13 protein-coding genes are annotated in these 15,375 nt (G+C 30.1%); 6 read left to right on the plus strand and 7 right to left on the minus strand.

Going from position 1 to position 15,375, the window contains the following annotated elements; all coding sequences use genetic code 11:
- Nucleotides 1-2: 2 nt before the first annotated feature.
- A complete protein-coding gene (locus G9F71_RS15445; RefSeq protein WP_164950227.1) occupies nucleotides 3-938 on the plus strand; it encodes a M15 family metallopeptidase in 936 nt (311 codons plus the stop codon).
- Between the two features lie 15 nt (nucleotides 939-953).
- Nucleotides 954-2,069 carry an amidase domain-containing protein gene (locus tag G9F71_RS15450; RefSeq protein WP_164950226.1) on the plus strand — a complete coding sequence of 372 codons (1,116 nt, stop codon included), beginning with the start codon at nucleotides 954-956 and terminating at the stop codon, nucleotides 2,067-2,069.
- Between the two features lie 67 nt (nucleotides 2,070-2,136).
- On the opposite strand, the gene G9F71_RS15455 is transcribed toward G9F71_RS15450, so the two are convergent.
- Nucleotides 2,137-3,801, minus strand: coding sequence for a ribonuclease J (locus G9F71_RS15455; RefSeq protein WP_164950225.1), 1,665 nt, complete (start codon nucleotides 3,799-3,801; stop codon nucleotides 2,137-2,139).
- Nucleotides 3,802-4,111: 310 nt separating this feature from the next.
- Here G9F71_RS15455 and G9F71_RS15460 point away from each other — a divergent pair, with 310 nt between their 5' ends.
- From G9F71_RS15460 to pepF, 4 genes are all read left to right on the plus strand, one after another.
- Nucleotides 4,112-4,411: a hypothetical protein gene (locus G9F71_RS15460; RefSeq protein WP_124999181.1), complete on the plus strand. Its 300-nt coding sequence runs from the start codon at nucleotides 4,112-4,114 to the stop codon at nucleotides 4,409-4,411.
- A gap of 309 nt (nucleotides 4,412-4,720) precedes the next feature.
- Nucleotides 4,721-5,431 (plus strand): Crp/Fnr family transcriptional regulator, encoded by a 711-nt coding sequence (locus G9F71_RS15465; RefSeq protein WP_164950224.1) that lies wholly within the window; start codon nucleotides 4,721-4,723, stop codon nucleotides 5,429-5,431.
- Nucleotides 5,432-5,552: 121 nt separating this feature from the next.
- A complete protein-coding gene (locus G9F71_RS15470; protein WP_164950223.1) occupies nucleotides 5,553-5,999 on the plus strand; it encodes an RrF2 family transcriptional regulator in 447 nt (148 codons plus the stop codon).
- A 226-nt stretch (nucleotides 6,000-6,225) separates the two neighbouring features.
- The gene (gene pepF, locus G9F71_RS15475) at nucleotides 6,226-8,190 is read left to right on the plus strand and encodes an oligoendopeptidase F (protein WP_164950222.1); all 1,965 of its coding nucleotides are present in this window, start codon (nucleotides 6,226-6,228) and stop codon (nucleotides 8,188-8,190) included.
- 151 nt (nucleotides 8,191-8,341) lie between these two features.
- On the opposite strand, the gene G9F71_RS15480 is transcribed toward pepF, so the two are convergent.
- The 6 genes from G9F71_RS15480 to G9F71_RS15505 all read right to left on the minus strand — a co-directional run bounded on the left by G9F71_RS15480 (nucleotide 8,342) and on the right by G9F71_RS15505 (nucleotide 14,909).
- Nucleotides 8,342-9,685: a patatin-like phospholipase family protein gene (locus tag G9F71_RS15480; RefSeq protein ID WP_164950221.1), complete on the minus strand. Its 1,344-nt coding sequence runs from the start codon at nucleotides 9,683-9,685 to the stop codon at nucleotides 8,342-8,344.
- A 178-nt stretch (nucleotides 9,686-9,863) separates the two neighbouring features.
- Nucleotides 9,864-10,637 carry an RNA polymerase sporulation sigma factor SigG gene (sigG, locus tag G9F71_RS15485; RefSeq protein WP_124999171.1) on the minus strand — a complete coding sequence of 258 codons (774 nt, stop codon included), beginning with the start codon at nucleotides 10,635-10,637 and terminating at the stop codon, nucleotides 9,864-9,866.
- A 185-nt stretch (nucleotides 10,638-10,822) separates the two neighbouring features.
- Nucleotides 10,823-11,188, minus strand: a complete 366-nt coding sequence (locus G9F71_RS15490) for a hypothetical protein (protein WP_164950220.1) — start codon at nucleotides 11,186-11,188, stop codon at nucleotides 10,823-10,825.
- Nucleotides 11,189-11,236: 48 nt separating this feature from the next.
- On the minus strand, nucleotides 11,237-13,108 hold the full coding sequence (locus tag G9F71_RS15495; RefSeq protein ID WP_164950219.1) for a MutS family DNA mismatch repair protein: 1,872 nt from the start codon (nucleotides 13,106-13,108) through the stop codon (nucleotides 11,237-11,239).
- 184 nt (nucleotides 13,109-13,292) lie between these two features.
- On the minus strand, nucleotides 13,293-13,445 hold the full coding sequence (locus G9F71_RS15500) for a hypothetical protein (RefSeq protein ID WP_164943911.1): 153 nt from the start codon (nucleotides 13,443-13,445) through the stop codon (nucleotides 13,293-13,295).
- A gap of 582 nt (nucleotides 13,446-14,027) precedes the next feature.
- Nucleotides 14,028-14,909 carry a GNAT family N-acetyltransferase gene (locus tag G9F71_RS15505; RefSeq protein WP_164950218.1) on the minus strand — a complete coding sequence of 294 codons (882 nt, stop codon included), beginning with the start codon at nucleotides 14,907-14,909 and terminating at the stop codon, nucleotides 14,028-14,030.
- Between the last annotated feature and the right edge of the window lie 466 nt (nucleotides 14,910-15,375).

Genomic DNA, 15,375 nt, shown 5'->3' on the forward strand with positions numbered 1-15,375 from the left:
TTATGAGAAAACACTTTGCTTTAATTTTTGCTACTAGTTTACTTTTTATCATGATAAATATAAGAATATCCCCTGTTGCAAATGCTATTTCCACTAAGGAAAATACTACTATATATAATGTGGCAATGAAGCAAGACCTACTATGTCTAATGATAGCTTATCCTAAATATATTACAAATATTGAAGAAAAAAATGGATATGTATATTTAGTACTTAGCTCTGGAAAGAAACTCCTGTACGATGACAGAATAAGAAAAAATTCACAAGAAAAACTAGAAAACCCAGATCTTCAAGATACCCTAGAACAAATATATCCCCTTTCACCTATTAGAACTATTATGAAAACAGATTATGACCCTGGTCGTACTCGTTCCTATGGGTTATTGACAGAAATTTATGGTTCTTCTAAAAAAGATATAGAATCTAGACTTACAAAAGTTAAGGTAGGCTACAACAATTATCAATTCAATATAAGTAATAGTGCAGCCGATTCACTGCAAGCTGTTATGAAAGAAGTAATGCCCCTTGCACAAAGAAACCCAAACGTGAGAACCTGCCTTTTGCCTTGCAGTGGTACTTTTAATTACCGGGTAATTTCAGGCACAAGTAGGTTAAGCCCTCATGCTTTTGGAATTGCTATAGATCTTGCTAGTGATAAAAGAGATTATTGGAAATGGGCTTCTAAAGAAGCTGGTGAAAAAAGATTAGCCTCCTATGCCAACGAACTTGTGGAAATCTTTGAGAACCACGGTTTTGTTTGGGGCGGTAAATGGTCACACTTTGACATCCTACATTTCGAGTATAGGCCTGAAATAATTTTAAAAGCACGCTATTTTACAAATAGTATGGATTCAACAAAATTATGGTATGAAGGTGCACCATTAAAACAACTTGATATAAAAAATGTCGTAGAAAAAATCGATACATTAATAAAATAATAGGAGTAAAATATTATGAATTTTTTTAAAGGGTCAAATCTACAATGGTCCAAAAACAGATTATTTATATTTATAATACTTCTTTTATTGGTGCAACTATGCTCTCCTAACTTTACCTACGCTGCAACAGATGATGAAAAAAAAGAAGTTACGAGTCATATAGAAAAAATTTTTCAAAGCAGAAACAAAGCTATATTAAGCGGTGATTTAGAATTAATTAAATCAATTTATAACATGGACACAAAATATGGAACTTGGGCTTATGAATATGAAAAACGAAAGATGGATTATATTAATAATTGGGAAGAAAAACAAGGTGTTAAGTTTATAGATATTACACCAACAGTAATTGTAAAAAGAATTAAAGGTAGTAATGATAATTTTTCTGTTTATTTATTGTGTTCCACAGAATATAAGTATATATATGAAGATCAACCAGAAATAGAAAATATTTCAAGAATCGGAACCTATCACAATTTACAGCTTATGAGTAAGGGCGGATCTTTGGTGATTTCTAAAGAGTGGTATAAAGATCCCTTTGCTAATTCACTAGACTTAGATAATATTAAGGTAGATTCAATAAAAAGCCATATACTATCTCAAACTGCAAGAGATTTTTCTACTCTGCACAAGAGAAGAGTCACAGCTATAGAATATGCTGAAAAATATTGCGGTGCTGCAAGTGAAGCTGAAAATGAATATAAGTATAACAAAAAATATGTTGACTATAATCCCCAAGGTGGTGATTGTGCAAACTTTGCCTCACAAATTCTTTTTGAAGGTGGGAAATTTAGAAAAAATTCTGCTTGGAACTATGACAAAAATGGTGCAACAACAGGTTGGCTTAATGCGGATGGATTTAAAAGATACATGACAAATAGTGGCAGAGCATCGATAATTGCCTATGGTAGCTACGAGAAAGTATACAAGGCTAGTTATAAACTACTGCCAGGAGATTTCGTTGCCTATGAAAAGAAAAATGACATCACTCATATTTCTGTTGTGACGGGGGCAGATTCAAAAGGATATTCCTTGGTTAGTTGTCATAATTCAGATAGGAATAAAGTACCTTGGGATCTTGGATGGAGCGATAAGAGCATTAAATTTTGGTTAGTTAGAGTTCATTATTAATAAAAATACTAAAAGCTGAGGAGATTAAAGCCTCAGCTTTTATATGCCATGTGGATGCACCTGTTTTTTAAATTTCCATGATAATAGGAAAAATAGTTGGTCTACGATTTGTTTTTTGGTATAAATATCGCTCTACGGATTTTTTCATGTTAGATTTTAATACATACCATTCAATGACTTTATTATCTAAGCATTTATTAAGTTCAGTCCTTACAATCTCTTTTACTTCATTAATCAATTCATCTGATTCCTTTGCATATATGAATCCACGAGTAATTATATCTGGTCCTGCAATTATACTATAAGATTCCCGCTCTAAGGTAACTACTATTGTTAACATCCCATCTTCTGCTAGGTGCTTTCTATCTCTAAGCACTATACTTCCAACGTCACCAACACCTAACCCATCTACAAATACAGCTCCCGTGTGTACTCTCCCTGCTATTTTAGCTTCATCAACTGTAATTTCTAATATCTGCCCTGTTTCCATAGTAAATATATTTTCACCCTGCATACCTAACCCTTGTGCTAATTTAGCATGTTGCCTTATATGTCTATATTCACCATGAACTGGCATAAAGTATTTAGGATGAACTAAGGCATGGATTAATTTTAATTCCTCTTGGTAGGCGTGGCCGGATACATGCACTTCTTCTAAATCCTCATAAATTACCTCTGCTCCTTTTTTGAATAACTCGTTTATTACTCTAGATATAAGTTTCTCATTGCCTGGAATTGGAGATGCAGAAATAATATACAAGTCCTCTGGCTCAATGGTAATTTTCCTATGAGTAGAAAAAGCTATTCTTGCAAGACCTGCCATGGGCTCGCCTTGACTTCCAGTAGTTATTATTGTAATGTTTTTATTATTGTAATTTTGCATATCATCCATTCTTATAATGTACTCTTCTAGTATATGAAGATATCCTAGGTCCATAGCCACTTTTGAGATGTTCTCCATACTCCTTCCACTAAAAACAATTTTTCTATCATTCATTACAGAAGCATCTGCAATTTGTTGCATTCTATGAATATTTGAGGCAAAGGTGGCTACAATAACTCTTCCAGTGGCATTAGAAATTATTCTAGTTAAAGTCTTTCCTATAGCTTTTTCTGAAATTGTATGCCCTTCCCGTTCCACGTTTGTACTATCCGCCATAAGAAGCATTACGCCCTCTTTACCTAAATTTGAAATACGTTCTAGGTCCATGACTAATCCATCAATGGGAGTAAAATCTATTTTGAAATCACCTGTATGTAATATGACGCCAAGTGGTGAGTGAATGGCAATAGCACAGGAGTCTGCTATGCTGTGAGTGACCCTTATAAATTCTATTTTGAAATTTTTTAATTCTATTATGTCTCCTGCATTTACATTGTGAAGTTCACAATCTGATAATATATTGTGCTCTTTTAGCTTATTTTCAACTATTCCTAGGGTTAGCTTAGTACCGTAAACAGGTACATTCAATTGTTTTAGAATGTAGGGCAATGCTCCTATATGATCTTCATGTCCATGAGTTAAAAAAATACCTTTTACTTTTTCTGCATTACTTTTTAAATAGGTTATATCTGGAATCACTAAATCCACACCATACATTTCCTCATCAGGAAATGAGATACCACAATCTATAACAATGATTTCGTCCTCGTACTCAAAAGCAGTTATATTCTTACCTATTTCTCCGAGGCCACCTAACGGAATAACCTTGATGCACTCTTCGCTTTTCACTAAATCCTCCCCTTCATTTATATGGATTAAATTATTAATTTCATTTTCTTTATTTTGCCTTATATTATGAAATTAATACCTTTCTTTTAGATAATTATTATTGTAAGATATTTTCAAAAAAAATAACTGCTTCAAAGTAGATCCTATACTGCTAACATCTATAATTTAAATAGGTATTCAGCTTTAAATCCATAGCTGTTCTTTACCTTACTTTATAAAAATATTTAAAAGAATACTAAAAAAATTAATGAGCACCCTAGTAGTATAGATAAAACCGTTAAAACTATAAACTATAAGGAGATAAACTAATATGAGAACTGAAGAGCAAATCAAATCAGAAGTTTCAAGGCAGGTTATTGACAGTATGAAAACTACTTTAAATGAAGAGTTAACTCAGGTAGAAAAAGAATTTGAAGAAACTTATAAAAATAAGCTTGAACAAGAACTACAATATTCTTTAGAGCTTGCAGAGAGTGGCCTTCAACATAATTCTAGCAAAACACTAAAAGTAGAAAACAAAAAACTAATGCAACAATTAGATAGTATAAGAGTTGAGAAAATGAAAGTTGAGAACAAGTTAAAAACATTAAATGAATTCGAAAATATATAGTCTCAAAAAATTAATAAATCACTTTAAATAAAAGCTCATGAAAATCATGAGCTTTTTATTAATTGATAAATAACTATTATAAGTGCTCCCTTATTAAGTATAAATTTATGAAATAGTACCTCTCTATTATCAACCTTACCTACCCATAATATATCTTTATTTACATAATATCTTTTCAATATGATCTAAATCAAAATATAAAAAAATAAACTGTGGTTATTAATAATAATTAGTCAGTTTAAGTTAAAGATGATATTATAAAATAAGTTAAACAAAAATTAAAAAATACATTTGGTAGGTGATAAATATATGAAGCAGTGTAATTGTACAAATTGTAATACCTCAATCTGCGCTAAAAAAGTACCAATATTTTCTTTCCTTTCTGATAAGGAACTAAAAAAAATTGTAGATATGACTGGACATAAATCTTACAAAAAAGGATCTGTATTGTGCCAGCAGGGAGATAAATCTGATACCTTATTTATAATTAATGAAGGTGGAGTGAAGATTTCAAAGCTCACGAAAGACGGCAAAGAACAAATTGTTCATATCTTAACTAGTGGAGATTTTTTTGGAGAATTGAGTCTTTTCAGCAATAATGAAACCTATAATTTTGATGTTTATGCCATATCAGACACAAAGATATGTACACTAACAAAGCAAAACATGGATGAAATTCTTCTGAATAATCCTGAAATATCTTTAAAGCTACTACAAGTAATCACAAAACGTCTCAGTGAAACTGAAAATCTTGCTCAAAATCTAGCTACTAATGATGCTGAAATTCGAATAGCATATATGCTTTTAGAATTTGCTGAAAAATATGGCGTTCCCACTTCAGAGGGTTTGCAAGTTAAACTGCCTATTAGTAAAGAAGAGATGGCAAGCTATGTGGGAGTCACAAGGGAAACTATAAGTAGGAAACTTAGCATATTTGAAGACTTGGGCATTATAAGCCATAAAGGCAATAAGATGCTAATTATAGAAAAATTAGATATGTTAAAATCCTATGTAGAATAAGCATTTAGATAGCCACAATTTGACTTATTCTTTTCATTATAGTATGATTTAGCTTAATGAATAAATATTACATTATGCATTATATGTATATTTTAGTATAGATAAGGAGAATTAAATTACCATGAATATTTCTACTAAAGGAAGATATGGTTTAAGGGCAATGGTTGATATCGCTGTGAATTCATCGAGAGACTATATTCCCTTAAAGGTTATCGCTGAAAGACAAGCCATCTCAGAAAATTATCTAGAACAGGTTTTCTCAGTACTTAGAAAGGCTAATCTTGTAAAAAGTGCAAGAGGTTCTCAGGGTGGTTATACCCTATCAAAAGAAGCATCAAAAATCACTGTAGGAGAAGTTTTAAGAATTCTTGAAGGTGACTTAAGTATTACTGGCGATAATGATGGGGCCTTAGGCCTTGATAAAACCATAAAAGTTTGTATAAACACCCTGGTATGGGAAAAGGTTAATGAGCAAATTAATAAAGTTATGGACTCTGTCACACTACAAGATCTCGTAGAAAAGTACAATACCCTTAATACAGAATATACCTTGGACTTTATAATATAAATGAAGAATAATAGCATTTGGGTTACCCAACGGTTATTATTCTTCATTTATTTTCACGGATAATTTTTATCCCTCCAATTTCTCATGGAACTCTTAACTATGATGAATTCGAAATAAACTATTTTTTAGAATTTTTACATAGCTCTTGTAATATATACAAACTAAGTATATAATTGCATTTATGTATTATATTTACATGTTTAAAGAATATGTGGGGGAGGATATTATGTCAAACTCAAAAAAGAAAATTATTATATCATGTATGGCCGCTGGGATATTTTTGACTACATCAATTAATGCTTCTGCATTTGTTAATGTAAATGAGGTAAATACAAATGTAAATCATTCAGCAACTTATGCAAAAGATAAACAGGACGTAACAGCACCAGCAGCAACACAAAAAATTGATGACAAGTACAAATGGAACTTAGCTGATGTCTATCCAAATGTACAAGCTTGGGAAAAAGATATTGAGAAATTAGAAAAAGAATATTTACCCAAGTTTAAAGATTATAAAGGAAAACTAAATGACCCTAAAAAATTGCTTGAGTTTTTAAAATTAGATGACCAAGTATCAAGTATTTTAGATAAAGTTTATTGGTATGCTGGATTTAAGGGTGATTTAAATCAAGGAGACACTGAAGCTACAGAATTAAAAGCTAAAGCAGAAAGTATTTATGGGGAATATGGACAACTTGTAACCTTCTTTACCCCCGAATTATTGGCACAAAGTACTGATTCATTAAAAAACCTTGTATCAAATCCTATTTTAAAAGATTATGCTCATTTTATAGATGTTTTAATAAAACAAAAGGACCATAGTCTTTCAACTGCAGAAGAAAATATATTAGCTAATGTATCAGAATTTGCTAGTTCTCCACAAGAAATTTTCACTAAATTAAAAGATGCAGATATGAAAAAAGCAGTTATAAAAGATAAAGATGGAAAAGATTTAGAATTAACCGCAGGCGTATATTCAAACATACTTGATGGTAAAGATAGAGAGTTAAGAAAAACAGCCTTTAAAGCTAATGGTAAAATAACAGAAGAATTTCAAAATACCTTTACTTCTGTTTACCTAGCCTCCGTTAAGAAGGATATTTTCCTAGCTAAATCTAGGAAATATAAATCTTCCCTTGAAGCTTCTCTTTCACAAGATAGCATTCCAACAGAGGTTTATGAAAATTTAGTTAAAGCTGTTAATAATAACATGAAGCCACTTCATAAATATATAGAGTTAAGAAGAAAAGTTATGAATGTTGATAAAGTTCATGGTTATGATTTATATGCTCCATTAGTTGGTAATTATAAATTAACAATTCCTTATGAAGAAGCTAAGACTATGATTTTAGATGGATTAAAACCACTTGGAAATGAATATTTATCTATAGTAAAAAAAGGTTTTGATAGTAGATGGTTAGATGTTTATGAATCAAAAGGTAAAACAACAGGTGGATATAATTTAGGACTTAATGGAGTACATCCTTTTATACTTTTAAACTATAACGATTCTTTAGATGCAATGTCAACAACAGCTCATGAGATGGGTCATGCTGTAAATGCTGTTTATGCCGGAAAAGCTCAAACATATAGAAACTCAAATACTCCTACATTTACTGCAGAAGTAGCTTCAACTGCTAATGAATTAATAATGACAAAATATCTGATAAAAAATGCTAAAAATGATGATGAAAAATTATATTTATTAAACCAATTAATCGAAAATATAAAAGGAACAGTATACACTCAAGTAATGTTCTCAGAATTTGAAAAAATAGCACATGAAAAATTAGAGGCAGGCGAACCTTTATCAGCTAAGTCTTTAAATAAAATATATGGTGATTTACAAGTTAAATACAATGGTGATAGCTATATGCTAGATGAAGAGTCAAGTGTCGGATGGGCTAAAGTACCACATTTTTATACCAATTTCTATGTTTATAAATATGCCACTTCTATGGCTGCTTCTAATGAAATAGTTAAAAATATACTTGATGGAAAAGACAAAAATGCAGTTAATAATTATTTGGATTTCTTAAAATCAGGATCTTCTATATATCCTGTTGATGCTCTAAAAAAGGTAGGAGTTGATCCAACAAAAACAACTTCAATAGATAACCTATTAACTGAATTTGGACAATATGTAGATCAAATGGAAACTATTCTAAAAAAGCAAGGTAAAATAAAATAATTACAAGATGAAAAATCGTCATATTTCTTAGGTTAAGAGTGAATTCTATCCCATATTTAAGATTAGAATCCACTCTTTGCTTTTTGAAATACCGCTAAAATATTACAGCTAAATATTTATAAATTTTATACAACATATTATCATCGCATCTTTATTTAACTATTTCTTCCTTGATTTTAAACTCCTTTAACTTTGCATCCTCTAATTTTCTATTTAATAATAGTGAAAAAAATAAATTTGCTATTGCATATTTAGGTTGACTTAATGCAATTAAAATTCTTTTTTTAATAATAGAGGGGGATACTTCGTTTAAATCTGGTTCATAAAATACCAATGCCTTATTAAGGCTATCCACTTTACTTATTGAAAAAATATTATTTGTTTCCAATGTTGCTTTCTTATAATTTTCAAATTCCTTCATAATTTCCTCAATTAATTGCTCTAAACTGTATATCTGTATTCTATGTATTCCTAAACATTCTGAGCATATTTCGGCCATAGATATAATGACACTATGTCCATTTAATTCACCTGTTATATATTTTCTTATTTTTCTTAATAATCTAAATTTAATGCTACTTGTAATGTTTGAATTACTTTCATTTATATTTGATCCATAAAATGCATATATTTTCTCAATTTCTTTTTCTTCTAAATCATTAGCGAATTTATTCTTGCTCCCCTTACAAATTTCAGTATCTACAATGTAGTACTGTTTTCCTATAGTCTTGCCAAATGCCCTCAGAGTATCAAAATAGCCAAGCTCTATATTGTTTTTTGAGCTTTCTTCATTAAACTGAAGTGTTCTTCCAAGATATTCTGAATTTTTAATATAGATAATTTTATTATTGCTTGTATCAACCTTCTTTATCCTACCTAAACCAGAAACATCTACTATGATGATATTTTTACTTTTCTCGCATATTAGTGAAATGGGTATATTATCATATATCCCTCCATCTACATATCTTTTTTCATCAATAATCTGAGGTTTGAACGTAGGAAAACATGAACTGGCAAGCAAATATTCTATAAGCCTACCTTCTGGAATATCTTTTATAAAAATATTTATTGGTTTAAAATCTGTTAAAGAAAAAGTAACAATTCCAAAATCAATTTTTGATTCTCTTATTTTCTTTTCATCAATCACCGTGTATAATAGTTCTTTTAATGGTGTGACATCCATACCACCTGATAGTAGTGAACTTTTTATGGTATTTATAATTGACACTAAGCTTAAGTTTTTGTGTGTCAATATATTCTTTTCTTGTCCAAAATTAATGATTTTACTCATGGTCAAATCATTCCACATGTTATAAGCTATATCAAAATCTCCTTGCACCATAATAGCTCCATTTAAAGCCCCCACAGATGTTCCTACAACTACCTCCACATAAATCCCCAATTCACTTAGAGCTTTCCAAACTCCTATTTCATATGCTCCTTTGGCACCGCCACCGCCTAAAACAACTCCGTATTTTTCATTATTTTTCATGCTTTTTTCCTCATATTAAATTTCCTCCTTAAGCCTATATTGATATTATATCAATAAAAAGAGTACATAATTACAATTAGATGTTTAAAAAAACTTTATTACTTGTTTTTTACTTATAGGTATAGAAGTGATAGTATCGTTAAAATAAAATTAAAAAAGGGGTCCCACTTTGGGGACCCTATACATACTTTCTCATGTGCTTTAATGCATTTTTTTCAACTCTAGATACCTGTGCTTGTGATATGCCTATTTCATCAGCCACTTCCATTTGAGTTTTTCCATCGAAGAACCTCAAATTTAAAATTAACTTTTCTCTATCTTTTAATTTTTTCATTCCCTCATTAATTGATATATTTTCAAGCCAACTATCATCTGAGTTTTTACTGTCGCTAATTTGATCCATTACATAAATTTCATCTCCACCATCATGATAAATTGGTTGAAATAAAGATACCGGATCTTGTATAGCATCTAGTGCAAATACTACGTCCTCCCTTGGTAAATTTAGTTCTTTTGCTATTTGAGATATAGTTGGTTCTTTATTGTCTTCATTTACCAATCTATCTCTAACTTGTAATGCTCTATATGCAATATCCCTTAATGATCTACTAACTCTTATAGAGTTATTATCTCTTAAGTATCTTCTTATTTCCCCTATAATCATAGGGACTGCATATGTTGAAAATCTAAGGTTTAGACTTAAATCAAAATTATCAATGGATTTCATTAATCCAATACAGCCTACTTGAAATAAATCATCTACATTTTCCCCTCTATTATTGAAGCGCTTTATAACACTTAAAACCAACCTTAAATTCCCTTCAATAAATTTTTCTCTACACTCATACTCGCCATTTTGTATCCTTAATAGTAACTCTTTCTTCTCTTTTTCTTTTAATACAGGCAATTTTGAAGTATTTACTCCACATATTTCTACTTTATTGAACATCATAAGGTCATCCTTCCCTTCAGAGTAATTGCTTTTAAATTATGTCCTTATGATTTATTTTTTATACTACAGACAACCCTAAAACATTTTCTTATAATTTTTTCATTCAACATTTATTGGCCTTTTGATATATTTGAAGGTTTAATAATATGGCTATATAAGACACCACATAATAAGAAGGTTATGAACTAATTTCTATTTCTGATTTTTTTACAAATTATTTGCATAAAAGCAATCATAGTTATAGAAAGACCAATAATACTAATCAATGTATCATTTTTATGATAATTATATGTTAATGCCTGTTGCATAGATATAAACCATAGCAATAATGGCAATAGTATCAATAAGGAATTTATTAATAATAAATTCGTATTTCTCGCATAAACACCATATAAAATTAAAAATAAAATTAATAGTAATGATATTACCATAACCTCATTAAAAGGTACTTCAACTGGTATATCACTTGCGATTAACATTTTATATCCCCATAATACAAGTATAAACGTATTTATCCCTAAACAAATAATAGTATCCCACGCTTTATTCACTTTTCTCATACCCCCATCTTTGTAACACTAATTTTTCATGATATACATCTAATTGCTTTCATCTATTTCAATACCAGCTAACTTCATTAAGTATATGGCATTTCTTGTAGGTGAAACTCCAATTTTTAATTTATAATCAAAATGAATTTCATTCTCTCTATAATATTCAGAAAAATGATAGTTCTTAATTTTTGAATTTTTATGATTTTCCATTTCGCCGAGCTTTAAATCATGTGTGGATATAAATCCTAGATTTCCAGTTTTACTTAGTTGTTTTACCAAAACCATAGCTCCAGTGTGTCTATCCCTTGAATTGGTTCCTTTAAAAACTTCATCTAATAAAAACAGTACTTGTTTTTCATCTTTTGAAGCCTTAACGATATTTTTAATTTTTAATATTTCTGCATAAAAGGAAGATATACTTTGCCCTAGATTATCACTTACCCTCATACAACTATAAAGATCCATAATAGTACAATAAAACTGCTCTGCACATACCGGAGCCCCAGCATAAGCTAATACAATATTAATTCCCACAGTTCTCATAAATGTACTCTTCCCGGACATATTAGAACCTGTTATAAGTATAACTGGATGTGGTGCTTCTACCTTTAGGTTATTGCATACCCGTTTTTCTCCTAAAAGTGGATGCCCCATATTTTTAGCTGTAATCATTGATGGCCCCGTTACAATCCTTGGCATACTCCAATAGGGATTATCATATTTGATAACTGCAATACTACACAAAGCTTCTAATTCGCCTATTGTATTAATCCACTTTTCAAATTCATTCTCTGATTTTATCTTCCACCTTTCAATAGAAATAGTCCAGTGATATTCTATCATGAGAATGAGATTTAAAATAGGGTATAGCGTATTACGCCTATTGGCTATAACTTCACAAATTTTAGAAAAAGCATCAATCTGTTTAGACGCACTTCGCCCCTCATTATCATAAAGTTTTTCACATAAATTCACAATATACCCTGATTTAAATTTGTGCTTTTCTATATGTCTAAGCATATTTCTATATGTTTTTATATTATCGTTATATTTTTCAGCAATAATTAAATTCTTCATTCTATCTTGTTTTTTTATCCTTAGAACAATGGATTGAATCATAATTAATAAAATAGGTATATAATATGGAATTAAATAAAATATTTTTGGCGCACTTCTATCAATATCAAATAAAGCTGCTAGCACATAGTCCATTATTCTAACTACCACGGTTAAGGTAGTTAGCGTGGTCACCATTGAAAAGATTCTTAAAAACCAAATTACTGGCTTTTTTAATATATAATTATTTCTTTCTTTTATCCACGAAAAAAGCTCTTTGGGATTCTGTTTGTTGCTGCAAACTATTTTTCCTTCTGCCTCAAGCCTTTGTCTAAAATATATCTTTTGTTCAAGTTCTTTAACTGCAGATTGTCTATCATATATGCTCTGTTCATTTTGAGGTTTTTCCGTGAATATCTCTTTAAGCTTTTCTCTTCCAATATAAGTATAGGCTACATTTATCCATTGGAATAAAGAGCCCTTGCCAAAAATGTCAAGATCATATGAATAGTTATGATTTTCATTTATAAAGTCTTCACCAGTATCTTCAAAGTGTTTCCAGTCTCCATTAAATCGTTTTATGGAAGTTTCATTTATTTCATATAATGCAGTTGTGTATTTTTTTCTATTCTCCATGATTTTATGTAAATAGGCTAAATAACAAAATAAAATAATCGTAACTAACCCTACTAAAGCAAATAAGTAATACCTTCTCAAAGTATACGTTCTTATTAAAATTATAAGCCCTAGGACAAAAATAACAAATCGTAAGATGCTTATATTATTTATACGCTTCTGTTGCTTCTTACCCAATAGATTATATTGAGTTTTTCTCTTTTTATATTTTTTTAACGCTGACATTAAATCCTATTCCTCCTTTAATGTTGTTATGTATTAGCTGTTTCACTTATTTCCCCAGCCATAACATGTCCCATATGTATACCCCACCCCTCTGGTGTATATTAATTCAACATTAACCCATCTTTCCCTTCATTATTTGTAAAAATAGGTAAAAATAAAACTCTGAGATTACCCCAGAGTTCAATTAACTGTTCTTTAACCTTATAAATACTACTTCGTTACAGCTTTTGCAGACTAAAATTAAAGTACCATCATCAATAGTTTTAAATTCATACCTTTCAATCAACTTATCAGTTTTTATATCTTCAACATTACCACATTTACAAAGTAATTTCATTTCGCTGCCTCCTACTTGGTTACTTTATTAACTTATTATACCATATTTTGAAAGCAATTACTATAGCTGCAATTAAAAAAACTGTAGACATGACCTGTACGATTCATCAATTTCATTTGCTTTATTGCTAAATTTATTATTTTATTTTCCAAAACAATCTCCCCTCCATGCAACCTAAAATTACATATAAATTATTATTGTTTCACATTAGAGTACAAGTTCAATATATCCCCTAAGCATATTTCTATAAATTCCTATTATTTTCCTTCTTTATTTACATGAAAAGTAAATTAAACCGAAATTTCACTCTTTCATTAACCTTACATATTCTTTAATCTTATAAAATAACAAAAAAATAACACTAGCATTTAACTAATGTTATTTGACTTTAAAAATACAAGGAGACACCTTTCATTAATCCCCCTGTTATTTAATGTTCAATCACCATTTTTATACTCTATTAATCATCACAGCTACATTTATTCCGAGTACTCTCTTCCCACCAACCAAAAGCTATCCTACCTGAAGTCTTAATTTAAAGATATTCTCAAAAGAAGTTTTATAAAAGTTAAACAATAAAAATTATACTGTCTTCTGCCATTCACAGTTTATACCGTATGCTAAAAAGCCTACACTCTTGTACAAAGTCTGTGAAGCGATATTACGGCCTCCTGTGCCAACATATATATATTTGGTTCCACGCTCTTTCAGTAGGTTCATCCCATATAATAAAGTACTTTTCATAATACCTTTACGTCGATGTTCCTCTACGCATGCAACAGGCTCTAATATTGCTATCTTACTGACAGGGTCCTCCCAAATTGTACAGTAAGCAATTATCTCTGCCTTATCCGTCTGAACTACCAAATCCATTGCATAACAATATGATGGCGAATTCATCATTCTTTCATATCTTTCTGCTGTTGTTCCTATTCCTCCGGTAGCGAGTCCAAATATTTCTGCACGTCTTTCTACATCCTTCATCTGCGATAGACGCATGCTGAATCCATCTGGCAATGGCGAACATATGGATATTTTAGATAAATCACATATACCATTAAAACGAGATCTATCTGTTTTGGTATACCCTCGCTCTTCCAAAATATTACTTAATAGCTTGTCCTCACTATTTGCGTCAGTTGTGATTGTATCCCCGTGAATAAAATAATTATGCTCTATATAATCCAATATATATTCTGTATGGTGTTCAAATTCTAAAAGAAGGGTAATGTAAAATTCATCTTTCTCCACTGTGATAAAACCAATTTCCATTTTGTTATCAGACACAAACCATGTTGTCTTATACAATATATCTGGACTTTCTTCGAAGGCATATCTTTCAAAATCTAGATTGCCTATATGCAGCTGGGGATATAAATGTCCAGTTTGCGCACAATTATGCTGCACTATACATCGCATAATATTATAATCACTCTCTTTATCAAATTTACGGTAACTCAGCATTTTTAACCTCCATATTTAAATCCTTAATTTGAATTATTGTTTTCGTGTAATTAATCTACTTCTCTTTCTTTTTTAAAAATGTAACATCAATTTAAACAGATAGTGGTAACTTTATTTCCCAATTTTCTATGTCTACAAACTTCATCTGTAAATCACTCTCCCGAAAAATTATCTTCCTGCTAACGATATATGATCTCTTCTTTACACGCATTTTTATTTTATTTTATTTTATGTTTACGCTCTAATAATACCATAATTTATCATAAATTCAAAGATTATATATATACTAAGATTCACGATGGCCTATATTTCTAAAATATCACTAATTCAAAATCCCTGATTCAACAAATGGATAATCCTTAGTGCATCCTAATTTAGTATTAATTTTATTATTAATATTACAATTCTATACCATTTTAAGTTTACTATGCATAAAAATGGTAGTAAAATTAAATTAAGGATGATG

This window comes from Clostridium sp. FP2 (assembly GCF_011065955.2).
Lineage (GTDB): Bacteria > Bacillota > Clostridia > Clostridiales > Clostridiaceae > Clostridium_AD > Clostridium_AD tagluense.